Genomic DNA, 22,763 nt, shown 5'->3' on the forward strand with positions numbered 1-22,763 from the left:
GTTCGGTTTCAGCTGCCGGTTTGTGATTTTATCATCTGGTAGAGCTCGTCCTTTAACTTCAGACGCAGCTTTTTCTTGTCCTCAAGATAGGCATCGCTGGTGTTCTCGCTGCCATTCTCGATGCGGTGCACTTCGTGATCGACCTCATGGTACTGATCGAAAAGACGCGCGAAATGAGCGTTATTCATTTTAAGCTCATGAATCGTATCGTGGTGCTCAGGGAACTCATGGTGAAGGTCGTGCTTTTCGATGGTCATGCAATTTTGTCCTTTTTAGTGGTTGAAACCGAGCGAGAGTTTATACGACCTTTCGCTTAAATGCTGCCATACTTCCCGTCTGTGACGCAGAAACCGATTCTTTCGAATAGCCTGTCTCAGAGGGCTGACATCGGATCCAGTACCTGACTTATTTCAGAGAATTTCATGACGCGATATCGTCTGACTACACCCTATCTGCGAAAAAGCATCGATGCGCTGTCAAGCCAAAGTATGCCGATTGCGCGGGCGGTCAGCGTCGTTGGTTATCCCGCCGAGCGCCGCCGTGAGGCCGGGTTTGCTGCGCTTGCGCGCATTATTATCGGGCAGCAGGTGTCGGTAGCGGCCGCCAGCTCGATTGCCGCTCGCGTTGAGGCTGCTCTGGGCGGCGAAATTTCCGCGGATCAGGTGTCTCGGGTGGGCGATGAGAAGCTTCGGTCGGCGGGATTATCGCGACAGAAGGTGAATTACCTTCGCGAACTGGCGCGGCATTGCCGTGAAGAGGGGTTCGCGCCCGAGCGCCTTGTTCGGGAGGAAGATGATGCTGTGCTCGAGGCCATTACCGCCATCAAGGGTTTCGGCGTTTGGTCGGCACAGATGTATCTCATGTTCTCGCTGGGGCGCACCGATATCTGGCCGGTTGGCGACCTCGCCGTTCGCGCGGGTTTCGGGCGAATCATGGCGCTCGACGAACGTCCCGATGAGCATGAAACCGCGCGTCTGGGCGAGGTATTTTCGCCCCATCGCAGTGCGTTGGCGATGCTCTGCTGGAAATTCTACAGTGAGGCGCCATTGTGACTGTGACCGCCTTCAGTGATTTCGACCGTGAAATGATGTCCCTCGCGCTCGAGAAGGCGGCGATGGCGGCAGCTCAGGGCGAGGTGCCGGTGGGTGCGGTTGTGGTCATGGACGGCAAAGTCGTTGCCACAGCAGGCAATGGTCAGATTGGAGACTGTGATCCCACCGCCCACGCGGAGATTCTGGCGTTACGGGACGCGGCCAGGGCGATCCGCAACTATCGTCTTGCAGGCGCGACCCTCTATGCCACTTTGGAGCCCTGCACCATGTGCTGCGGTGCCTTGGTGCACGCGAGAATTGGGCGGCTGGTTTACGGAGCTCTGGAGCCCAAAGCGGGGGCCGTAGTCAGCACGGGAGCTGCCCTTGATAATCCGGCGCTAAATCACCGGGTAACCCATGCGGGAGGGCTGTTGGCTGATGAGAGCGCCATGCAATTGAGTCGCTTTTTTCGCGGGCGTCGTCGCGGGCTTACAACGCGGCGGGCGCCAGGCGACTGAACTCCGGGGGTAGTAGCGTTGCCGCGTCTAACGGGGGTGGAATTTTCGCTCCGGGAACGTCGTGCAGCTTCAGCACGGAAAAATAGTGTCGAATATTGTCCACATACGCCGCAGCCTCCCGGCCCCGGGCAAAGCCGTATCGCACGTTGCGATAAACATCCGGGTTTTGCAATTCGGGTAAATGACGCCTCACATCTTGCCAGCGATGCGGATCGAGACCGGCGGCTTCCGTCAGCTTTCTGGCATCTTCAAGGTGACCGAGGCCGATGTTATAAGCGGCCAGTGCCAGCCACGTGCGGTCGGGTTGCTTGATGTCTTCAGGCAGGCGTCGAACGAGATTGTTGAGGAATCGCGCACCGCCGCGCAGGCTTTGCGTTGGGTCTGTGCGATCAGTCAGTCCGAGTTCATTGGCGGTGGACTGGGTAATCATCATCATGCCCTTGACGCCGGTGGGCGATTCCGCCCGCGGATCCCAATGGGACTCCTGATAGGCGATGGCCGCCAGCAGTCGCCAGTCCAGGCGGTATTCCGCCGCGACGGTCTCAATCAATTCCTGCCACTCGGGCAGTGCTGAATTGATCTTTCGCTTGAAGGTCAGCGTGCCTATCCGCGTCGCGGTTTCGATGCGACCAAAATGCTTCCGCTTGAGCTTTTCCAGCCGCTCATCCGCAGCGAAGTCCCCAATAAACTGGTTGATTTCCGCCAGCAAACCCGCCGCGAGATCGGTTTTCGGTAGATACCAGACGATATCTTCTTCTTTATCCAGGTCCATTGCTGCGACCAGCCGAGGGAAAAGTCCCTGCTGAGTCCGGAATTCAAGCGAATCGATGATTGCCAATTCGGCTTTTTCCTCCGTGACCTGCTGCATCAACTCGAGCGTATCGGCGGCCCGGATCTCACGCCATTCAAGCTCGGGGAGTTTGGTTTTCAGGGCCTCGAGTGCTTCGACGTGGCTACTGCCCGCCAGCGCAACCAGATCACGCCCGAGCAAATCTTCGTGGCTGCGTGGCCGCAGACGCCCGGACTTATAGATGACCAGCGGCCGCTGCGTCAAGTAGGGGTTGGATGCCAGGAAGCGCTGGTCGCGTTCAGGGGTGTGGGTTAGACCGGCGGCGGCAATATGGGCCTCACCTTTGGCAACGGTTTCTATCAGTTCTTCAAGGGAGAAGGCCAGCTTTATCCGCAAGCGATAACCGTTGGCCTCGGCAAATGCAGCGAGCAGGTCATATTCGAAGCCGGTCGCGGTTTCGCTATCAAAATAATAGGTGGTCGGGCTGTTTCGGGTTACGACGACCAGATCGCCGCCTTTCTCGAGCTGCGCAAACAACGACTCGTCGCCGCACCCGCCAAGGAGCAGCAATGCCATAACAAGTCCCGTCAGGTGAATCATCCGCATGGCGCCATATTATCGTGTAACTGCTGCCTCCGCTGACCTAATCACCGGCCCATCCGGGGCCGTTGCAGGGTATAATTTCCACTTCCCTGTTACGGAACGTCGCCTTCATGCATTTGCTCGCCGGTCATGCCGCCCTGAGTGCCCCGCGCTTTACCCAACTCGCTCAGCAAATCAACGCCATTGATCCGAATCTGACGTTGCTGTCAGCGCATTGGTTTTATGCGATTGAGTCCAGCGGCGAGGTCGAGCTGACCCGGCTTGGAGAGCTGTTGCAGCCCGGCACCGCAGAGCAGGCAGATGACGGCATCCTAAATGAGGATGGGCTGCGGGTGGTTGTGCCGCGCGTAGGCACAATCTCCCCGTGGTCAAGTAAAGCCACCGACATCGCACACAACTGCGGATTTGACACGGTTAGGCGCATAGAGCGGGGGTCGGTATTCAGCATCGCGGGAATTGAGTCGACTTCGATGGTGAATCGCCGCGAAATCGATGGCCTGCTGCACGATCGCATGGTGCAAACGGTGCTGGATAGCCTCGATGATGTGGCCGGGCTTTTCGAGCAGAGCCAGCCGCAAACGTTTTCCCGCGTTCCCCTGCTCTCGGACGGAAAGCAGGCGCTGGAGCACGCCAATACGGAACTGGGCTTGGCGCTTGCCCCGGACGAGGTCGATTATTTGCACGAGGCCTTTACCGCCCTGCAGCGCGATCCCAACGATGTCGAGTTGATGATGTTCGCCCAGGCAAATTCCGAACACTGCCGGCACAAGATTTTTAATGCGAGCTGGAATATCGACGGAGCGGACTGTGAATACAGCCTGTTCGAGATGATTCGGCATACCTATCACCGAGGTGGCGAGGGCGTTCTGTCTGCCTATTCGGATAATGCCGCCGTGGTCGAAGGCCACACCGCGGGCCGGTTCTACCCGTCGCCCGAATCAATGGAGTACCGCTATCACGAAGAGCCAGTGCACTTGCTGATGAAGGTCGAAACGCACAATCATCCCACCGCTATAGAGCCTTTTGCCGGCGCGGGTACCGGGTCTGGTGGTGAGATTCGCGATGAGGGTGCTGTCGGACGAGGCTCTCGGCCCAAGGCCGGGCTCGTTGGGTTCACGGTATCCCACCTTGCCATTCCCGGGTTGCTGCAACCCTGGGAGATCGACTACGGCAGGCCCGGTCGAATCGTCAATCCGTTAAAAATTATGATCGATGGCCCCATTGGCGCCGCGGCATTCAATAACGAGTTTGGTCGCCCCAACCTCACGGGATATTTTCGTACCTGCGAACTCGTCACAGATCAGGGGGTTCGGGGCTACCACAAGCCCATCATGATCGCCGGGGGTTACGGCAACATCAAAGCGGAGCATGTTGACAAGGGCGGGTTTCGCGAGGGTGCCCAATTGGTGGTCCTGGGTGGCCCGGCCATGTTGATCGGGCTCGGCGGCGGTGCGGCGTCATCAGTAGCCAGTGGAGAAAGCACCGAAGATTTGGATTTTGCATCGGTTCAGCGCCAGAATCCGGAGATCGAGCGCCGCTGCCAGGAAGTGATTGATCGTTGCTGGGCCATGGGCGAGGACAATCCCATCGCTTTCATCCACGATGTGGGTGCAGGTGGCTTGAGCAATGCGCTCCCGGAACTGGTCAAGGATGGCGGTCGGGGAGGGGCCTTCGCCTTGCGCGATATTCCCAATGACGAGCCCGGTATGTCGCCGCTGGAAATTTGGTGCAATGAGTCCCAGGAGCGTTATGTCCTGGCGGTGGAGCCGGAGAATCTCGGTCGCTTTGAAGCCCTATGCCGGCGTGAGCGCTGTCCCTATGCGGTGGTCGGTGACGCCACGGAGGCTGCGCATCTATCGGTTGCCGATGCCCTGTTTGACAACATGCCCGTGGATCTCACGATGTCGCTGCTGTTTGGCAAGCCGCCCAAAATGCACCGAATCGCCAATCACCATCCCGCACCCGCGGACAGCTTTACCGGGGATGTGCCCATTGCCGACGCGCTTCAGCGGGTGCTGACCTTTCCCGCCGTGGCGGGCAAAGGTTTTTTGATCACCATTGGCGATCGTTCGGTCACCGGTATGGTGGCCCGCGATCAGATGGTCGGTCCCTGGCAGGTGCCGGTTGCCGATTGTGCGGTGACGACCGTGAGCCTCTCGTCGCACCTGGGTGAGGCAATGAGCATGGGCGAGCGCACGCCGGCTGCCTTGCTGGACGGTCCCGCATCGGGTCGGCTGGCGGTGGCCGAGGCCATTACCAACGTGCTTGCGGCGCCGGTGGCGAAGCTCCGGGATATCCGTTTATCCGCGAACTGGATGTGTGCGGCCGGTCACGGGGGGGACGATGCCGTGCTTTACGACACGGTGAAAGCCGTGGGTATGGAGTTTTGCCCGGCACTGGGCATCACCATTCCCGTCGGCAAGGACTCAATGTCGATGCGAACGGCATGGTCTGACGAGGGCGAGGCGAAGGCGGTGACTTCTCCGGTGTCCCTGATTGTCTCGGCGTTTGCGCCCGTCGGTGATGTGCGCGAGACGCTCACACCCGAGTTGCGGGTGGACGAGGCGACGGTGCTGGTCCTGATTGACCTGGGACGTGGAAAAAATCGTGTCGGTGGCTCGTGCCTGGCTCAGGTATTCGGCGAGGTAGGTAGCGACGTACCCGATGTAAATGCCGAAGACCTGAAGCAGCTGTTTGCGCTTATCAGTGCGCTGAAAAGTGAAGGTGTGATATTGGCTTATCACGACCGATCCGACGGTGGGCTGCTGGTGACCTTGCTGGAAATGGCCTTCGCTTCCCGCTGTGGACTCGACATTGAACTGAGCTGCGGTGCTGAAGAGGCGGTCCCTGTACTTTTTAGCGAAGAAATCGGTGTCGTCATTCAGGTACACCAACGGGATCTTGCAATCGTCAGTGCCCTGGCCAGTGAGCTGGATCTGGCGGAATGCGTGCAGCCGGTTGGGCACCCGCGGCGAGATGAAAGAATCGTGGTCAACACCGCGCGGTTCGAACTGATTGACAGCAATCGCGCGGCCCTTCAGACCCTGTGGAGCAGTACCAGCCACGCCATTCAGCGATTGAGGGATAACCCACAATGTGCGGACGAGGAATTCGCGCAAATTTCAGAAAGCGATCCCGGTCTGTCCGCCGGGCTGACCTTTGATCCCGAGCAGGACGTGGCCGCGCCGTTTATCGCTACCGGGGTAAGGCCGCAGATCGCGATACTGCGCGAGCAGGGCGTTAACGGTCAGAGCGAGATGGCGGCGGCGTTTGACCGCGCGGGTTTCGCGGCGATAGACGTGCACATGAGCGATTTGGTGAGTGGCCAAGTCTCACTGCAGGGATTCCAGGGGCTGGCTGCCTGCGGGGGGTTCTCTTACGGCGATGTTCTGGGCGCCGGGGAGGGCTGGGCCAAGGGTGTTTTGTTCAACGCCCGCGTGCGCGATGAATTCGAGCGCTATTTTGAGCGCGGCGACACCTTTAGTCTGGGGGTGTGTAACGGTTGCCAGATGCTTGCAGCGTTGCATTCCATTATCCCGGGGTCGGACCACTGGCCGCGCTTTGCGAGAAACACGTCCGAGCAATACGAGGCTCGTTTGGCATTGGTCCGTGTGGAGAAGTCGCCCTCGGTACTGTTCGACGGAATGGCGGGATCGCACCTGCCCATTGTGGTTGCCCACGGTGAGGGGCGCGCGCAATTTGCGGGTGATGGCCAGCGCGAAGCCGAAAGTGGAGGCCTGATCGCGATGCGCTACCTCGACAACCAGCTGGCGGTGACCGAGCGCTATCCGGCAAACCCCAATGGTTCTCCCGCCGGTATTACCGGCCTGACCAGCCGCGACGGTCGAGTGACGATTATGATGCCCCATCCTGAGCGGGTTTTCCGCAGTTCGCAGCTGTCCTGGGCCCCCGATACCTGGGGTGACGATTCGGGCTGGATGCGGGTGTTCCGCAATGCGAGGACATGGATTGGCTGACGTCTGGGTTACGACTGCCCGATGAGGGGTTGAAACTGACGTCGATTGGCACCATTTCACACAGATAATACCCAATACATCCACGCGACGGGCCGGTAGCGATTACACTGCGCCGTTTGCGATAGCAAGAGTCCATCATGCTCAATAAATATTCCCTCTGGAAATACCTGCTGATTCTCACGGTGGTCGTGACGGGTTTCTACTACGCCGCCCCCAATCTCTACACCCCCGATCCGGCGTTACAAATCGCCCCCAGCAGCAGCTCCGTGCAATTGGACGCCGCGCTGCTGTCAAAGGCGGAGAACGCCCTCGACGAAGCAGGCATCAACTATTTCGGCGAGGAGCTTCAGAATTCTGGCAAGTCAGCGCTGATTCGACTCGCCAGCGCCGAACAGCAACTGCGCGCTCAGGCCATTCTCAGCCGCGCCCTCGGTGATTTCTTTGTGGTGGCACTCAACCTGGCACCCACCACTCCCGAATGGTTAATGAGTGGTGGTGCCGAGCCCATGAAGCTGGGACTTGATTTGAGCGGAGGTGTGCACTTCCAGCTTGAGGTCGACGTCGATGCCGCTACCGAGCGCCGGCTCGCGATGTATGAAAGCGGCGTCAAACGTCAGCTGCGCGAGGAGCGTATTCGCGGCCTGGTTACCCTCGATGGCACTGACCTCGAAATGAAATTTCGGTCAGAGGCGGACCGCGAAGCGGCGCGAGCCGCGACGGCCGATTTGTACCCCGAGTTGTTTCTGGATCGCACCGAGGAGGGGGATAGCTGGAATCTCACGGCGTCGGTAACCGAGCAAACCCTGAGCGAAGTGGTCGATTACGCCGTTTCGCAGAACCTCACCACCCTGCGTAATCGGGTTAATGAACTCGGTGTATCGGAACCGCTGGTCCAGCGTCGCGGTGCCAATCGCATCGTGGTGGAGCTCCCCGGTATTCAGGACACCGCTGAGGCCAAGCGTATTCTGGGCAAGGTCGCCAATCTTGAGTTCAGGTTGGTCGCCGAGACCAACGCCCCGATCACAGAGCGCCAGCGTTTTGAGTATCGCAGCGCCGACCGGGCGGGCATCTATGAGTGGTTGGAGCGCGATCTGATCATCTCCGGGGAGCGCGTTTCGGGTGCCAACGCCGGTTTTGATCAGAACAATCAGCCGAATGTATCTATCAGTCTTGATGGCGAGGGCGGCATGCTTATGTCACGCGCGACCCGGGACAACATCAAGCGCCGCATGGGCGTCCTGTTCATTGAGCGTAAGTACCGCACCCGCTACGAGATGGACGAAAACGGCGACGAAAAGATCGTCAAGATTCCCTATGACGAAAAAAAGCTGCTGACGGCGCCCGTGATTCAATCGGCGTTGGGCGCGCAGTTTCAGATCACGGGTCTGGACAGTACGGCTGAGGCATCGGAATTGGCGCTGATGCTGCGTGCGGGTGCACTGGCCGCGCCGATTACCTTTGTTGAGGAACGTACGGTGGGCCCGTCGCTCGGTGCCGAAAACATCCGGCTGGGGGTTAAGTCTGTGCAAATGGGGCTGACGTTGGTGGTTATTTTCATGCTGCTTTACTACCGCGTGTTCGGAATTGCCGCGGTGATCGGTCTGTCGGTCAACCTGGTACTGCTTGTTGCCGTAATGTCGCTGATGGGAGCCACGCTCACCCTGCCGGGTATTGCGGGTATTGTGTTGACAGTAGGTATGGCGGTGGACGCCAATGTGCTTATCTTCGCGCGGATCCGCGAGGAGCTGGCGAATCGGGCCTCGCCACAAATGGCCATACACGCGGGATTTGAGCGTGCTGTGGCAACGATTCTTGATGCCAACATCACGACATTGATTGTGGCGGTCATTCTCTATGCCGTGGGTACCGGCCCCATCAAAGGATTCGCCGTCACCCTCTCGGTGGGTATTCTGACATCAATGTTTACCGCCATTCTTGGGACTCGGGCGATCATCAATCTGATTTACGGCGGGCGCAGGGTGGATAAGTTGTCGATAGGACCACTCCCCAAGAGCCGACAGACCAGTGACGACGCCAGGGGAGAGCCGGCATGAGAATCCTACCTTTCATGAAGTGGCGCTTCGTTGCTGCGGCATTTTCCGTTGTCGCCATCACTGTGGCCATCGGCTCAATCAGTACCCGGTCATTGAACTGGGGGTTGGATTTTACGGGCGGCGTCTCCGTTGAACTCGTGTATGAGGAATCAGTCAACCTCAGCGACCTTCGTCAGGAGGTCGCCGATCTCGGCTATCTCGGCGCCGTAGTGGTGAGCTTCGGCTCGGATCGCGATGTCCTGGTGCGACTGCCCGAGGGCTATACCAACGATGATGGCCAGACCCTTGTTCAGTCGCTGCGCGCACAGACCGATCAGGACATCGAATTGGCCTATCTGGGGTTTGTCGGTCCTCAGGTCGGTGAGGAATTGCGCGAGCAGGGGGGGCTGGCCATGTTGCTGGCGCTGGGGCTGGTCATGCTTTACGTCGGGTTTCGTTTCCAGTTCAAGTTTGCCCTCGGTGCGGTGGTGGCGTTGGCCCACGACGTCTTGTTTACGCTGGGATTCTTCTCACTGACAGGTCTGGAATTTGATTTGACTGTACTGGCGGCGTTACTCGCGGTTGTCGGCTACTCGTTAAACGACACCATTGTCGTCGCCGACCGTATCCGCGAAAACTTCCGCAAGGTACGTCGGTCGACCCCATCAGAGGTGTTGGATATCTCGCTTTCAGAAACGCTGGGGAGAACGGTGGTAACGTCGTTGACCACGCTGCTTGTGCTGGCGGCGCTGGCGCTTTTTGGCGGCGAAATGATTTATGGCTTTGCCGTCGCGCTGCTGGTCGGTGTCGCCGTCGGTACGTACTCGTCGATTTATGTATCGGCGACCACGCTACTGGCCTTGGGCGTGACCAAGGAAGACGTTGCAATCCCCGTTAAAGAGGGGCTGGAACAGGACGATAGGCTGCCTTGATCGTCCCGGATTGCGGGGGCTCAACGCAGCGCTGGTCCCGCAATCTGTAGCACGGTCTTGAAGATTTTTGGCGTGCCGCAGACGATGTTGCCGCTGTCCATGTAGCGCTCGGCGCCGTCGATATCAGCCACCAACCCGCCAGCTTCGCGAATCAGCAATACGCCGGCGGCCATATCCCACTGCTTGAGCCCAACTTCCCAAAAAGCATCGAGGCGCCCAGCCGCGACATAGGCGAGGTCGAGTGCGGCGGCGCCCATGCGTCTTACGCCCATCGATTGGCGGGTAAGCTGCGCCAGCGCATCGGTATAACCGGGCAGCTTGTGCTCCATGTGTCCGAGAAAGGGAATGCCGGTGCCGAGAAGCGCCGACTTCATTTCGGTGCGGTTACTCACCCGCAGTCGCCGCCCATTGAGTTGGGCGCCGCGACCTCGCGATGCGGTGAATTCCTCACGCCGGATCGGGTCGAGCACGACGCCGTGCTCCAGCTTACCGTCACGCATACAGGCGATGGATACGCAGAAGTGCGGAACCCCGCGGAGAAAGTTGGACGTGCCGTCGAGGGGGTCGATGATCCAGGTATATTCCGAATCGGCGTTGCCGGTCAGACCGCTTTCCTCACAGAGAAACTGATGGTCGGGATAGGCTTTCTGCAGGTGATAGAGAATCTCTTTCTCCGACGCGATATCCACTTCGGTGACGAAATCGGCCGCACCTTTGGCGACGTGCCCGACGCGGTCGAGCTCGTCGGAGGCCCGAACTATCAGCTCGCCGGCTTTTCGAGCCGCTCGAAGTGCAATGTTGGTCATCGGTTCCATGAAAAAGGTCCTTCTGCGAGGAGGCGGATGATAACAGGAGCCGAGCATAAGCAGTGGGGTTTCCGTGTAAGAAAGCCACATCTGCTAAACTCTGGCGCCACTTGTCAGCGGTATTTTCCCTAAGCGATGAACACCGACAACATCGAAATCGTACTGGTCCATACCAGCAGCCCGGGCAATATTGGGGGTGCGGCCCGGGCCATGAAGAATATGGGATTGTCCCGCTTGACGCTGGTCGCGCCCAGGGAGTTTCCAGCGCCGGAGGCAACCTGGCGCGCGGCATCGGCTAGCGATGTTCTCAACTCAGCGCGAATTGTTGACTCGGTGGACGAGGCTATCGCGGACAGTCAATTCGTCGTGGGGACCAGTGCTCGGGGGCGTCGTATACCCTGGCCTGTGCTGGATCCACGCCGCTGTGCAGAACGCCTCGCCGTGAGTAGCCGCACTGAGCGGGTTGCGATTCTCTTCGGCCGTGAAGATCGCGGGCTTACCAACGAGGAGCTGCAGCGCTGCAATTTGCACTGCCACATACCCTCCCACGAGGACTACTCCTCGCTGAATTTGGCGATGGCCGTGCAAATTGTTGCCTATGAGTTGCGTATGTGGGGCCTGGCGGAGCGCCTTCCAGAGGCTGCCGATGAGGATTGGGACGTGCCCTTCGTGACTACCGAAGAAATGACACGTTTTTATCGACACCTCGAAGAGACGCTTACCGATATTGGCTTTCTTGATCCCGCGGCGCCACGACAGCTGATGCCCCGGTTGGCGCGCCTGTTTAATCGCGTCCGTATCGACGACATGGAGATGGGTATTCTTCGGGGTATTCTTACGGAAGCCCAGAAATCAGCCGGTAAACACTGAGAGTGCGCCTTTCGCGTGACCCTCGGACGTTCCAGACAGGTAGGCCGGCTGTCACTGTGCACGGTTTGGTTGTTTCGGGTTTGTGTCTCGGAAAGATAACACTGCAGGTTTTTTTGTGATTCGGAGCAGGTCATGAACAGTACCGCTAAACCTCCCATTTATCTGGATTATCTCGCCACGACGCCGGCTGACCCCAGGGTCGCCGACGCCATGATGGGCTGTCTGACGCAGGACGGGGTGTTTGGCAATCCCGCGTCACGATCCCACGGCTTTGGCTGGAGGGCTGAGGCGATGGTCGAGGACGCCCGCAGCGAGGTGGCGGAGCTGATCGGTGCGGACCCCCGCGAAATCGTATGGACATCGGGTGCTACCGAGTCTGACAACCTCGCGATCAAGGGTGCTGCCCATTTTCACCGAGAACGCGGTAAGCATATTGTCACCAGCCGGATTGAGCATAAAGCCGTGCTCGACAGCTGTGCCCAGCTCGAAGCCGAGGGATTTGAGGTCACCTATCTGGCGCCCGATGCGGATGGTCTGGTGTCGGCGGATGGAGTTCGGGAAGCCTTACGCGAGGACACGGTGCTGGTGAGCGTCATGCATGCCAACAACGAAATCGGCACCATTAACGATATCGCATCAATCGGAGAAGTCACCCGGGAAGCCGGTGTTCTTCTCCATGTTGATGCCGCGCAGAGTGTGGGTAAAGTCGCCATTGATCTTCAGGATCTCCAGGTGGACTTGCTGTCCCTGTCGGCCCACAAGCTGTATGGCCCCAAGGGAGCAGGTGCGCTCTACGTGCGACGCAACCCACGGGTTCGACTGGAGCCTCAAATGCATGGAGGAGGCCACGAGCGCGGCATGCGCTCGGGCACGTTGGCCACCCATCAAATCGTAGGGCTGGGAGTGGCTGCCCGAATCGCAAGGGAGCAAATGGCGCAAGAAGCAGAGCGCCTGCGCGAATTGCGAGATCGTTTGTGGGCGGGTCTGCGACGTATCCCGGAGGTGCAGGTCAATGGTGGCCGCGCCCCTCGCTTGCCCGCCGCGCTTAATGTCAGCTTTGCCTTTGTCGAAGGCGAATCGCTGATTATGTCACTCAGTGATTTGGCGGTCTCCAGTGGCTCAGCCTGCACGTCGGCGAGCCTGGAGCCGAGCTACGTACTGCGCGCGCTGGGCTTGAGTGATGAGCTGGCACACAGCTCGTTGCGGTTCAGCGTTGGCCGCTTTACCACTGAGGCAGAAATCGATTACGCGGTGGCGCAGGTCGCTACTGCGGTCGAAAAGCTGCGCGAGCTGTCGCCGGCCTGGCGGGCGCATCGAAGTGCGCATCACCCCGCTGGCGGGGGCGCGGAAAAACACTTTTAAGGGCAGGCGGGCCGGAAATTTGGGGCCGAGGAAGACCGCCGGCGTGAACGGTACTGCGCGAGGCGTAAACACCCGTCGCGAGACGGTTGTTCGTTAATTATTGCGCTGACAGGGCACCTTAAAACAACTATACTCCGCGCCCTTGAATTCGCCCGCACACGCGTGGCTTAGCTACTGATTTTTGGAGACTTTCATGGCAGTTGAACGCACTTTGTCCATCGTCAAGCCCGACGCGGTTGGGAAAAATGTCATCGGTGAGATTTACTCTCGTTTCGAGAAGAATGGTCTGGCGATCGTCGCGGCGAAGATGGTCCAGCTCGACGCGACACGCGCCGGTGGATTTTATGCCGAGCACAGAGGGCGTCCTTTTTTCGACGACCTGATTACGTTTATGACATCGGGACCGGTGATGATTCAGGTCCTCGAGGGTGAAGGCGCGATCGCGAAAAATCGCGAGTTAATGGGTGCGACCAATCCTCAGGACGCCGATGCCGGCACTATCCGCGCCGATTTTGCCCAGTCCATCGATGCCAACGCCGTACACGGCTCGGACTCAGCGGCTTCTGCAGAACGAGAAATCGCCTACTTTTTTGCCGCTAGCGACCTCTGTGAACGCTAGCGTCTAGCGCGTATCCCATGACAGAAAAGGGCGTGGTCATTGCCAGCACCTCTGCGACCGGCAAAGTTAATTTGTTGGGCATGAGTCGCGCTCAAATGGAAGTGTTTTTTACTGATCTTGGTGAGAAGCGTTTTCGTGCTGGACAGGTGATGAAATGGATTCATCACCACGGGGTGAGTGATATCGAAGCGATGACCACGCTGGGCAAGGCCTTGCGTGAGCGCTTGTCCTCCATCGCCGAGGTTCGCCCACCCGAGATAGCAGATCAGAAGGACTCCGCTGATGGCACAAGAAAGTGGGCCATTCGCGTTGATGGCGGCGCATTGGTAGAGGCCGTGCTTATCCCCGAAGGTAGTCGCGCCACTCTGTGTGTCTCTTCGCAAGTGGGCTGCAGCCTCGACTGCAAGTTCTGCTCAACAGGCAAGCAGGGCTTTCAGCGCGACCTCACGAGTGCTGAAATCATTGGTCAGGTCTGGCTTGCCATAAAATCCTACGATGCTTTTCAGTCCGGTAAGGGCCGCGTGGTCACCAATGTGGTGATGATGGGTATGGGCGAGCCATTGCTAAACTTTGATAACGTTGTGTCGTCGATGAGCTTGATGACCGATGACTGGGCCTACGGATTATCCAAGCGGCGTGTTACGTTGAGTACGTCTGGTGTTGTTCCGGCCCTCGATAAGCTCGCCGAGTGCTCTGATGTAAGCCTTGCCATATCACTGCACGGGCCAACGGATGAAATTCGCAACCGTATTGTACCGATCAACAAGCGCTACCCGATCGCAGAGTTGTTACGCAGCGCCCGCAATTACATCGACGCCCAATCGGATACGAAGCGCGTAGTAACTATCGAATATACCTTGCTCGCGGGCGTCAATGATCAGGTCGAGCACGCGCGACAGTTGGCGGTTTTGCTCAAGGACTTTCCCTGCAAGATTAATCTTATCCCTTTCAACGATTTTCCTCATTCGGGTTTTACCCGACCGAGTGGAAATGCGGTCTCTCGGTTTTGGCAGGTATTGATTGATGCGGGATATGTCGTCACTGTACGAACGACCCGCGGCGATGATATCGACGCCGCCTGTGGGCAGTTGGTCGGCGAGGTTGTCGATCGAACCCGACGTGCACAGCGTCACCGTTCGCGTCTAGAGGCAAGTCAATGAATCGACTATCGATAGTACTTGTAACCCTGCTGGTGATGGGCCTGCTTCCGGCCTGTGTTACCGAATCGACGGGCGGCTACACCAATGAACCCTCTCCGGAAAAGGCACTTGAACGGCGGGTGTCGCTCGCCCGACAGTACATTGGCGAGGGCGACTGGGAAAACGCCAAGCGCAATCTGGAACTCGCCGAAGAGATCGACGGTGACAGCGCGGAGGTACATGAGGCCTTTGGCCTGGTGTATCAAAGCACCGGTGAATATGAACGCGCCGATGCCCGGTTTCAGCGCGCGCTCAAAATCGACCCCAGTCTCTCCCGCGCACGCAACAATTACGCGGCGTTCCTGTTTTCCCGAGGTCGCTTTGAAGAGGCTGAAGCCCAGTTTGAGCGTGTGACGGTCGATTCGCTGTATAGCGGACGCCCATTGGCCTTTGTCAATTTGGGTCTTGCCCGGTTGCGGCTCAATGATGACGAAGGTGCCGAAGCCGCTTTCTCACGTGCCTTATCAATGGATCGAACGAACCCGATTGCATTGCTGGAGATGGGGTTTCTGCGCTTTGCTGCCGGCGATATTGCCTCAGCTGATCGTTACTATGGGGTGTATAGAACAGTGGTCGCGCGCCAATCTCCACGGGCGCTGCTGCTTGGCATCGACATTGCCGAGGCGAAGGGGGACAACGATGCGAGAAGCAGCTATGAGATGACCCTGCGCAATCTCTATCCGCAGTCACCGGAATACCAGGCGTACCAGAGCAAGCAATCCCAATAGAGGAAATTTGCCGAGCAGACGCTACAATGGCCACACAGCGCGATAGGTTTCAGATATGAATCATCCTTCCCCGATAAAACGACGTCAGAGTCGGCAGATTATGGTCGGCAATGTACCCGTGGGCGGAGATGCGCCCATCAGTGTGCAGAGCATGACCAACACCGAGACCTGTGACGTTGCCGCGACGGTGGAGCAAATCTCGAGAATCGCCGAAGCCGGCGGCGATATTGTCAGGGTATCCGTGCCCTCAATGGAGGCCGCAGAGGCTTTTAAGGACATCAGGGCGCAGGTGTCGGTGCCGCTGGTCGCCGATATTCATTTCGATCACCGGATTGCTCTGAAGGTCGCCGAGTATGGTGTGGATTGCCTGCGAATCAATCCGGGCAACATTGGTAAGGAAGCCAAGGTCAAAGAGGTGATTGCCAGTTGTCGCGATAAAGGAATTCCTATTCGCATTGGCGTCAATGCCGGTTCTTTGGGTAAGGAATTGTTGCGCAAGTACCCGGAGCCCACCGCCGAGGCACTGGTCGAATCCGCACTGCGGAATGCGGAGATTCTCGATCGTCATAACTACGCTGATTTCAAGGTCAGCGTGAAGGCTTCCGACGTATTTATGGCGGTCGACGCGTATCGCCTGCTGGCTACGCAGATCGAGCAGCCCTTGCATCTCGGCATCACCGAGGCCGGAGGCTTGCGCGGTGGCACTGTCAAGTCGGCCGTGGGCCTTGGCGCGTTATTGATGGAGGGTATTGGCGACACGATCCGTATTTCGCTCGCCGCTGATCCGGTCGAGGAAATCAAGGTCGGTTTCGAGATTCTCAAGAGCCTCAAGTTGCGCACCAACGGTATTAATTTTATCGCCTGCCCGAGCTGCTCGCGGCAGAACTTCGACGTCATAGGCACTATGAACGTGCTTGAGAGTCGCCTAGAAGATGTGCGCACGCCGATGGATGTTGCCGTGATTGGCTGTATTGTTAATGGTCCAGGGGAAGCCAGGGAGGCCGATGTCGGGCTCACCGGCGCAAGCCCCAGCAACTTGATTTACATCAATGGGGAGCCCGATCACAAAATCAGCAATCAGGATTTTGTCGATCACCTGGAGCAGACGATTCGCCAGCGCGCCCAGGAGCTCGAGGCGGAGCGGGCTGAAATGGACGCAAAAACTATCGCGCGAAGCCGCTCCTGATTCGTGGATAGCATCAAGGCAATCCGAGGGATGGTTGACATCCTTCCAGAGACCTCTTTCCTCTGGCAACACGTGGAAGCTGCTGCTCGGCGTGTCCTCGCCGGCTATGGCTACCAGGAGATCCGCCTGCCGGTCATGGAGTCGACGGGCCTGTTCGCACGATCGATCGGGGAAGTGACTGATATCGTCGAGAAAGAGATGTATACCTTCGAAGATCGCAATGGTGACAGTATCTCCCTGCGGCCCGAAGGAACCGCCGGGTGCGTGCGTGCCGTGGTGCAGCACAACCTGGCAATTACACCCCGGCGATTGTGGTACATGGGCCCGATGTTTCGTTACGAGCGTCCCCAGAAGGGCAGGCAGCGCCAATTCCATCAGCTCGGGGTAGAGGCGTTTGGCGTGGCAAGTCCTGACCAGGACGCGGAGATTTTACTACTCTGCCAACGCCTGTGGCAGGCGTTGGGCGTCGCTGACGATCTCAAGTTGGAACTGAACTCTATCGGTAACACGGCATCCCGGGATCGATTTAGAAGCGAATTGGTCAAGTATCTGCAGCAATATCGTGGGGATATCGATGAGGATAGTCAGCGCCGACTGGAGACCAACCCACTGCGCATCCTCGACAGCAAGCACTCCAGGACCCAGGAGATCGTCGACAGCGGCCCACGCTTGTTGGACTTTCTCGATGACGAGTCACGGGCTGACTTCGAGCGTCTACAGGATTTGTTGTCGACATCGGGAGTGGCTTTTGAATTAAATCCGAAATTGGTCCGGGGCCTCGATTACTACAATAAAACGGTGTTTGAGTGGACCACCACGGCTCTGGGCGCCCAGGGAACCGTGTGCGGCGGCGGCCGCTACGATGGATTGGTGAGGCAGTTCGGCGGTAAAGATGTCCCTGCTGCCGGGTTTGGACTGGGTCTGGAGCGACTTATTTTACTGATGCAGGCCCAGGGCGAACAAAAAGAACCTGCCGCAGAGATTTATGTCGTAACCTCGGATGAATCGGCCTACCGTCATGCCTTGCCGCGTGTGGAGGCGCTGCGTTCGGCGTTCCCCCGGTTGCGTATTGTTCAACACCTCGGCGGCGGTAGTTTCAAAAGCCAGTTCAAGCGTGCGGACAAGAGTGGTGCGGCGTTGGCGCTGGTATTTGGCGATACGGAATGCAGCAATAATACGGTAACGCTCAAGCCACTGCGCGGCGGCGACCAGCGGTCGATTGATGACGCGGGTTTATCGGATGCCGTGGCTGAGCAATTTGAAATTGAAAGTGAGGAAGTATTTTGAGCGAACACCTGCAGGATGAAGAACAGGTTGAAGCGTTAAAACGCTGGTGGTCTGAGAATGGTAAGAGCACTTTGGCCGCTGTGGTGTTGGCGGCGGGCGGTACGGTCGGCTGGCAGCAATACCAGGCCTACTCCCTCGATCAGCGTATGGAGGCGTCACAGGGCTACCGGGCGATGACGGCGATCGCGTCCAGCGGTTCGGAAAGTGCCCGCGTCGATGATCTGGGAGAAGCGATCCGATCCGACTTTTCCGGCTCGATTTACGCTCAATTTGCGGCGATGGAAGTCGCTGCCAATGCTGTTGCCAACGACGATTTCGCCAAGGCTGAGTCGGAACTTCGCTGGGCGCTGGGTGCGGGTGATCCAGATTCGGCTCTGGGCCAGCTTATCCAACTGCGTTTGGCTCGCGTATTGACCGCCGCCGGTAATGAAGCCGGGGCGCTCGCGATTCTGGAGTCGGGTAGTAGTGCATACCCTCTCGGATTCGCATTGGCCCTCGGCGACCTTCACTTTACGGCCGGACGCAATGATGAGGCGCTACAGGCCTATCGCAATGCCCGACTCACGGCATCGGCACTGGGTGTCAATCCGGCAGCCCTGGACGAAAAGATTGTAAGCCTCGAGTCGGCGGCGATGGCCGATGCTCCCGCGGGTGAAGAGGCCGCTTCATGAAATGGCTGAGACCCGCGCTTTTGGCAGTGCTGCTCCCCTTGTCTGGCTGCGAAACCGTTACCGGCTGGTTCGATGATGAAGACTTCGATGCAACCGCCCCCGTGGAGCTTACGGATATCGAGGAGCAGGTGGATATCGACTCGGCATGGTCGACGTCGGTAGGCGATGGGCAGGGTGACGGCTTCTACCAGATAAATCCAATTCTCGACAACGACCTTATTTACGCGGCCAGTGCCGACGGAGAAGTGGCCGCGATCGAGACTGATCGTGGTCGCGAGCGCTGGGCAGTCGACCTTGAGATCCCGATTTCAGGGGGGGTGGGAAAGTTCGGTGATTCGCTGTTTCTCGGTGGCGCCGACGGCTTTGTTATCCGCCTGAGCGCCACCGATGGCAGTGTGGTCTGGCAAACTGCGGTATCTGGTGAAGTGCTCTCTGCACCCCAGGGCGACGGCCGTTTTGTGGTCGCGCAAAGCTACGATGGGAAACTCAATGGCTTCGATTACGAGTCGGGCGAGCGGTTGTGGACCTATTCCAGCGACGTCCCGGTACTTACCTTGCGAGGAACCTCGACACCGATACTGTCTGATGGCGTTGCCATCGCAGGATTTGCTGAGGGGAAAGTGGTCGCGATTGAGGTGGAAACCGGGAATGTGCTTTGGGAATCCAGGGTAGCAATTCCCGAGGGCCGCTCCGAGATCGAGCGCATCATCGATATTGACGGAACCATGGTGTATCTCGGCCCGGAGCTGTTTGTCTCTTCCTACCAGGGCCGGCTGGTATCGATTGATACTTCCACAGGGCGTAAGCGCTGGCAGCGCAATGTCTCCTCGGTATCGGGAGTGTCCATGGGTTTCGGGAACGTTTATGTCGCCGATGAGGATGGCACCGTCAGTGCGTTCCTGCGCAATGGTCAGGGGGTTCGCTGGCAGAATATCGTGTTGGGATACCGCGGTCTCTCAAGGCCCACTCCGATATCGAGCTACGTCGCTGTGGTCGACTTCGAGGGATACCTGCATTTGCTCTCACAAGTCGACGGTCGCATTGTCGGTCGGGAGCGCCCCGACTCCGATGGTGCCAGGGCCGATATGATTGCCGATGGCAATCGGCTGTATGTCTACGGAAACGGTGGACGATTAGTCGCTTACGATCTCCGGTCACTGGAGTAGTTCATGGTTCCCGTCGTGGCGTTGGTTGGTCGACCCAATGTGGGCAAGTCGACCCTGTTCAATCAGCTGACGCGAACCCGGGATGCTTTGGTCGCCAATTTGTCGGGCCTGACCCGTGATCGCCAGTACGGCGATGGCAAGGTGGGCGCGGTGCCTTACATTGTGATTGATACCGGCGGCATATCGGGTGATGAGTCGGGAATCGATGCTGCGATGGCGGGCCAGTCGCAGACAGCAATTGAGGAAGCCGATATCGTCCTGTTGATGGTCGATGGACGTGCCGGTATTCAGGCCGGTGACGAGGCGTTGGTCAGTTACCTGCGCCGGAAATCAAAACCCTTTCATCTGGTGATCAACAAGATTGACGGTGTGGGCGAGGAGGCAGCCCTCTCTGATTTTTACGGATTCGGTATCGACGGTATGCATGCGATTGCGGCGTCCCATAATCGTGGGATAAGCAGCATGATGCAGTCGGTGCTGTCAGACTATTCGCAGGGTGATGAATCACTCGAGCGCTCGGATGGGGGTATTCGTGTCGCGGCTATTGGCCGACCGAATGTGGGTAAATCAACGCTGATTAACCGACTGTTGGGCGATGATCGCGTCGTCGTTTTCGACGAGCCTGGCACCACCCGGGACAGCATCTATATTGATTTCGAGCGTAGGGGTCAGGCGTATACCCTGATCGATACCGCCGGCGTTCGTCGCCGAAAAAATGTGCGTGAGACGGTGGAGAAGTTTTCTATCGTCAAGACACTGAAGGCCATTGCCGATGCGCACGTGGTGATTCTGCTCATGGATGCCCACGAAGGTGTCGTCGAACAGGACCTGCATTTACTGGGTCAGTGTATTGATGCCGGCCGCGGGCTGGTGATTGCGGTCAATAAGTGGGATGGCGTCGATCCTGACGAGCGCGACTGGATCCGCAGCGAACTCCAGCGTCGGCTGCAGTTCGTTGATTACGCCGATATTCACTTCATTTCCGCCTTGCACGGGACGGGTGTCGGGCACCTGTACGAATCTGTTGGACGAGCGTATAGCGCGGCCATCAAGAGCCTGAGCACCAATCGGCTAACCCGAATTCTTGAAGATGCGGTATCGACCCATCCACCACCCATGGTCAATGGCCGGCGCATCAAACTGCGCTACGCCCATGCCGGGGGACAAAACCCACCGTTGATCGTGATTCACGGTACCCAGACCGAGGCATTGCCCAGCAGCTATTCACGATACCTCGAAAAAGTTTTTCGTCGCGAGCTTGAGTTACATGGCACACCGGTAAAAATCGAGCTGCGCACCGGTGATAACCCCTTCGCGGGGCGTCGAAACAAGCTCACCGGCCGGCAGGTGCAGCGCAAGCGCCGGTTGATCGCCCACGTGAAGAAAGCGGATAAAAAGCGGCAGAACAAGAAGCGGCGCTAAACCATCGCTCGAGGCCGGTGTTTAAGGCCTGTCTAGTCATTCATCTTATGAATGACAATAATACCAATCATATATTTCAAAAATAGTAGTGCTGGGGGCTATCATGCGCGTTCTCGCTGGCGCTGCCGGTGCACTATTTTGATCAACTAAGACCCCCGAGGGCAACGGTATGGGACTCTATCTCGACACGATTAAGGAACTGGAATCGGTTTGCACCGGACAGGGTGAAGCCTGGCGCGACATCACGCCGGAGTATGCCGCTCGCATGAAGCTGCAGAATCGCTTCAAAACCGGCTTGGATATCGCCCGCTACACCGCGGACATCATGCGCGACGACATGGCCGCCTACGACGCTGATACCAGCCAGTACACGCAATCGCTGGGCTGCTGGCATGGCTTTATCGGCCAGCAGAAGCTTATCGCGATTAAAAAGCATTTTGGTTCCACCAAGCGGCGGTACCTGTACCTCTCGGGCTGGATGATTGCCGCGCTGCGCAGCGACTTCGGTCCATTGCCCGATCAGTCGATGCACGAGAAGACCTCGGTGCCCGCGCTAATCGAGGAGCTCTACACGTTTTTGCGTCAGGCTGATGCCCGGGAACTCGGTGGTTTGTTTCGTGACCTGGACGCGGCGCGGGATGCTAACGACGAAGTCCGGACCCGGGACCTCGAGAATCAGATCGATAACTTCCAGACCCACGTGGTTCCCATCATTGCGGATATCGATGCCGGTTTTGGTAACGCTGAGGCGACGTATCTGCTGGCCAAGCGCATGATCGAGGCGGGCGCCTGTGCCATCCAGATCGAAAACCAGGTGTCGGACGAAAAGCAGTGCGGCCACCAGGACGGTAAGGTGACGGTACCCCACGCCGATTTCCTCGCGAAGATTCGTGCCGTACGTTACGCCTTCCTCGAACTCGGCGTAGAGAACGGCATCATTGTTGCTCGGACTGACTCGCTGGGTGCCGGGCTTACCAAGCAGATCGCGGTGACCGATGAACCCGGCGATTTGGGCGACAAATACAACAGCTTCCTCGATGGTGAATACATCGACAATGCGGACGATATCAGTAACGGCGACGTTGTGGTCAAGGCCAATGGAAAGCTGTTAAAGCCTGCTCGCCTGGCATCGGGCCTCTTTCAGTTCAAGAAGGGTTCGGGGGAAGACCGTGTCATCCTCGATTGTGTCACCTCACTGCAAAATGGCGCTGATCTGTTGTGGATTGAGACCGAAAAGCCCCACGTTGGCCAGATTGCGAGTATGGTCAATCGCATTCGCGAGCAGGTGCCCGATGCCAAGCTGGTCTACAACAACAGTCCTTCATTTAACTGGACCCTGAACTTCCGTCAGCAGGTCTTCGATGCCTGGAGCGAAGCGGGTAAGGATGTCTCGGCCTATGACCGCAATGATCTGATGGCGGAGAGCTACGATGCGTCAGCGCTCGCCATCGAAGCTGATCAGTGGATTCAGAGTTTCCAGGCCGATGCCTCACGCGAAGCCGGTATTTTCCACCATCTGATTACCTTGCCCACCTACCACACGGCGGCGTTGTCGACCGATAA

Annotated in this window: 19 protein-coding genes; 16 read left to right on the forward strand and 3 right to left on the reverse strand. The window is 58.1% G+C overall.

All coding sequences use genetic code 11. The features are described 5' to 3' along the window. Positions 1–8: 8 nt before the first annotated feature. A complete protein-coding gene (locus tag NOR51B_RS09780; protein ID WP_009019288.1) occupies positions 9–257 on the reverse strand; it encodes a YdcH family protein in 249 nt (82 codons plus the stop codon). A 165-nt stretch (positions 258–422) separates the two neighbouring features. On the opposite strand from NOR51B_RS09780, the gene NOR51B_RS09785 reads away from it, so the two are divergent. Next, the gene (locus NOR51B_RS09785; protein WP_009019989.1) at positions 423–1,052 is read left to right on the forward strand and encodes a DNA-3-methyladenine glycosylase family protein; all 630 of its coding nucleotides are present in this window, start codon (positions 423–425) and stop codon (positions 1,050–1,052) included. After that, on the forward strand, positions 1,049–1,549 hold the full coding sequence (tadA, locus tag NOR51B_RS09790; RefSeq protein ID WP_456152264.1) for a tRNA adenosine(34) deaminase TadA: 501 nt from the start codon (positions 1,049–1,051) through the stop codon (positions 1,547–1,549). Before NOR51B_RS09785 ends, tadA begins: the two co-directional genes overlap by 4 nt. On the opposite strand, the gene mltF is transcribed toward tadA, so the two are convergent. Then, positions 1,521–2,945, reverse strand: a complete 1,425-nt coding sequence (gene mltF / locus NOR51B_RS09795; RefSeq protein WP_009020281.1) for a membrane-bound lytic murein transglycosylase MltF — start codon at positions 2,943–2,945, stop codon at positions 1,521–1,523. The genes tadA and mltF overlap by 29 nt on opposite strands. A 107-nt stretch (positions 2,946–3,052) precedes the next feature. On the opposite strand from mltF, the gene purL reads away from it, so the two are divergent. The 3 genes from purL to secF all read left to right on the forward strand — a co-directional run bounded on the left by purL (position 3,053) and on the right by secF (position 9,884). After that, entirely contained in the window at positions 3,053–6,919 is a 3,867-nt protein-coding gene (gene purL, locus NOR51B_RS09800) for a phosphoribosylformylglycinamidine synthase (protein ID WP_009019445.1), read from the forward strand. A gap of 137 nt (positions 6,920–7,056) precedes the next feature. Beyond that, on the forward strand, positions 7,057–8,973 hold the full coding sequence (secD, locus tag NOR51B_RS09805) for a protein translocase subunit SecD (RefSeq protein WP_009019719.1): 1,917 nt from the start codon (positions 7,057–7,059) through the stop codon (positions 8,971–8,973). Continuing rightward, the gene (gene secF, locus NOR51B_RS09810; RefSeq protein ID WP_040481998.1) at positions 8,970–9,884 is read left to right on the forward strand and encodes a protein translocase subunit SecF; all 915 of its coding nucleotides are present in this window, start codon (positions 8,970–8,972) and stop codon (positions 9,882–9,884) included. The genes secD and secF overlap by 4 nt, the downstream gene beginning before the upstream one ends. A gap of 20 nt (positions 9,885–9,904) precedes the next feature. On the opposite strand, the gene NOR51B_RS09815 is transcribed toward secF, so the two are convergent. Next, complete coding sequence (locus NOR51B_RS09815) at positions 9,905–10,699, reverse strand: inositol monophosphatase family protein (RefSeq protein WP_009021495.1); 795 nt, start codon at positions 10,697–10,699, stop codon at positions 9,905–9,907. 126 nt (positions 10,700–10,825) lie between these two features. Between NOR51B_RS09815 and NOR51B_RS09820 the strand changes: the two genes are divergently transcribed. The 11 genes from NOR51B_RS09820 to NOR51B_RS09870 all read left to right on the forward strand — a co-directional run. Continuing rightward, a complete protein-coding gene (locus NOR51B_RS09820) occupies positions 10,826–11,560 on the forward strand; it encodes an RNA methyltransferase (protein WP_009019733.1) in 735 nt (244 codons plus the stop codon). A gap of 132 nt (positions 11,561–11,692) precedes the next feature. Beyond that, positions 11,693–12,922, forward strand: coding sequence for an IscS subfamily cysteine desulfurase (locus NOR51B_RS09825; protein ID WP_009020362.1), 1,230 nt, complete (start codon positions 11,693–11,695; stop codon positions 12,920–12,922). A 193-nt stretch (positions 12,923–13,115) separates the two neighbouring features. Beyond that, positions 13,116–13,541: a nucleoside-diphosphate kinase gene (gene ndk / locus NOR51B_RS09830; protein WP_009020036.1), complete on the forward strand. Its 426-nt coding sequence runs from the start codon at positions 13,116–13,118 to the stop codon at positions 13,539–13,541. Between the two features lie 17 nt (positions 13,542–13,558). Next, positions 13,559–14,701 carry a 23S rRNA (adenine(2503)-C(2))-methyltransferase RlmN gene (rlmN, locus tag NOR51B_RS09835; protein ID WP_009020322.1) on the forward strand — a complete coding sequence of 381 codons (1,143 nt, stop codon included), beginning with the start codon at positions 13,559–13,561 and terminating at the stop codon, positions 14,699–14,701. After that, positions 14,698–15,468: a type IV pilus biogenesis/stability protein PilW gene (gene pilW, locus NOR51B_RS09840; RefSeq protein WP_009021467.1), complete on the forward strand. Its 771-nt coding sequence runs from the start codon at positions 14,698–14,700 to the stop codon at positions 15,466–15,468. Before rlmN ends, pilW begins: the two co-directional genes overlap by 4 nt. A 55-nt stretch (positions 15,469–15,523) precedes the next feature. Then, positions 15,524–16,654, forward strand: a complete 1,131-nt coding sequence (gene ispG / locus NOR51B_RS09845; protein WP_040481999.1) for a flavodoxin-dependent (E)-4-hydroxy-3-methylbut-2-enyl-diphosphate synthase — start codon at positions 15,524–15,526, stop codon at positions 16,652–16,654. 30 nt (positions 16,655–16,684) lie between these two features. After that, a complete protein-coding gene (gene hisS / locus NOR51B_RS09850) occupies positions 16,685–17,941 on the forward strand; it encodes a histidine--tRNA ligase (protein ID WP_040482000.1) in 1,257 nt (418 codons plus the stop codon). After that, positions 17,938–18,612: a YfgM family protein gene (locus NOR51B_RS09855; RefSeq protein ID WP_009018870.1), complete on the forward strand. Its 675-nt coding sequence runs from the start codon at positions 17,938–17,940 to the stop codon at positions 18,610–18,612. Before hisS ends, NOR51B_RS09855 begins: the two co-directional genes overlap by 4 nt. Further along, positions 18,609–19,778 carry an outer membrane protein assembly factor BamB gene (gene bamB, locus NOR51B_RS09860; protein ID WP_009019148.1) on the forward strand — a complete coding sequence of 390 codons (1,170 nt, stop codon included), beginning with the start codon at positions 18,609–18,611 and terminating at the stop codon, positions 19,776–19,778. The genes NOR51B_RS09855 and bamB overlap by 4 nt, the downstream gene beginning before the upstream one ends. A 3-nt stretch (positions 19,779–19,781) precedes the next feature. Then, entirely contained in the window at positions 19,782–21,200 is a 1,419-nt protein-coding gene (der, locus tag NOR51B_RS09865; RefSeq protein ID WP_009020495.1) for a ribosome biogenesis GTPase Der, read from the forward strand. A 169-nt stretch (positions 21,201–21,369) separates the two neighbouring features. Continuing rightward, on the forward strand, positions 21,370–22,763 hold a 1,394-nt coding region (locus NOR51B_RS09870), incomplete at its 3' end, for an isocitrate lyase (RefSeq protein WP_040482001.1).

Source organism: Luminiphilus syltensis NOR5-1B (assembly GCF_000158175.1).
In the GTDB taxonomy this organism is placed as follows: Bacteria; Pseudomonadota; Gammaproteobacteria; order Pseudomonadales; family Halieaceae; genus Luminiphilus; species Luminiphilus syltensis.

Bases quoted from the DNA above. Each gene is read 5' to 3' on its own strand.
- rlmN (WP_009020322.1), top strand. From the start codon at position 13,559: ATGACAGAAAAGGGCGTGGTCATTGCCAGCACCTCTGCGACCGGCAAA.
- secD (WP_009019719.1), top strand. From the start codon at position 7,057: ATGCTCAATAAATATTCCCTCTGGAAATACCTGCTGATTCTCACGGTG.
- NOR51B_RS09815 (WP_009021495.1), bottom strand. From the start codon at position 10,699: ATGGAACCGATGACCAACATTGCACTTCGAGCGGCTCGAAAAGCCGGC.
- NOR51B_RS09780 (WP_009019288.1), bottom strand. From the start codon at position 257: ATGACCATCGAAAAGCACGACCTTCACCATGAGTTCCCTGAGCACCAC.
- bamB (WP_009019148.1), top strand. From the start codon at position 18,609: ATGAAATGGCTGAGACCCGCGCTTTTGGCAGTGCTGCTCCCCTTGTCT.
- ndk (WP_009020036.1), top strand. From the start codon at position 13,116: ATGGCAGTTGAACGCACTTTGTCCATCGTCAAGCCCGACGCGGTTGGG.
- NOR51B_RS09825 (WP_009020362.1), top strand. From the start codon at position 11,693: ATGAACAGTACCGCTAAACCTCCCATTTATCTGGATTATCTCGCCACG.
- der (WP_009020495.1), top strand. From the start codon at position 19,782: ATGGTTCCCGTCGTGGCGTTGGTTGGTCGACCCAATGTGGGCAAGTCG.
- mltF (WP_009020281.1), bottom strand. From the start codon at position 2,945: ATGCGGATGATTCACCTGACGGGACTTGTTATGGCATTGCTGCTCCTT.
- purL (WP_009019445.1), top strand. From the start codon at position 3,053: ATGCATTTGCTCGCCGGTCATGCCGCCCTGAGTGCCCCGCGCTTTACC.
- NOR51B_RS09820 (WP_009019733.1), top strand. From the start codon at position 10,826: ATGAACACCGACAACATCGAAATCGTACTGGTCCATACCAGCAGCCCG.
- pilW (WP_009021467.1), top strand. From the start codon at position 14,698: ATGAATCGACTATCGATAGTACTTGTAACCCTGCTGGTGATGGGCCTG.
- secF (WP_040481998.1), top strand. From the start codon at position 8,970: ATGAGAATCCTACCTTTCATGAAGTGGCGCTTCGTTGCTGCGGCATTT.
- hisS (WP_040482000.1), top strand. From the start codon at position 16,685: ATGGTTGACATCCTTCCAGAGACCTCTTTCCTCTGGCAACACGTGGAA.
- NOR51B_RS09785 (WP_009019989.1), top strand. From the start codon at position 423: ATGACGCGATATCGTCTGACTACACCCTATCTGCGAAAAAGCATCGAT.
- ispG (WP_040481999.1), top strand. From the start codon at position 15,524: ATGAATCATCCTTCCCCGATAAAACGACGTCAGAGTCGGCAGATTATG.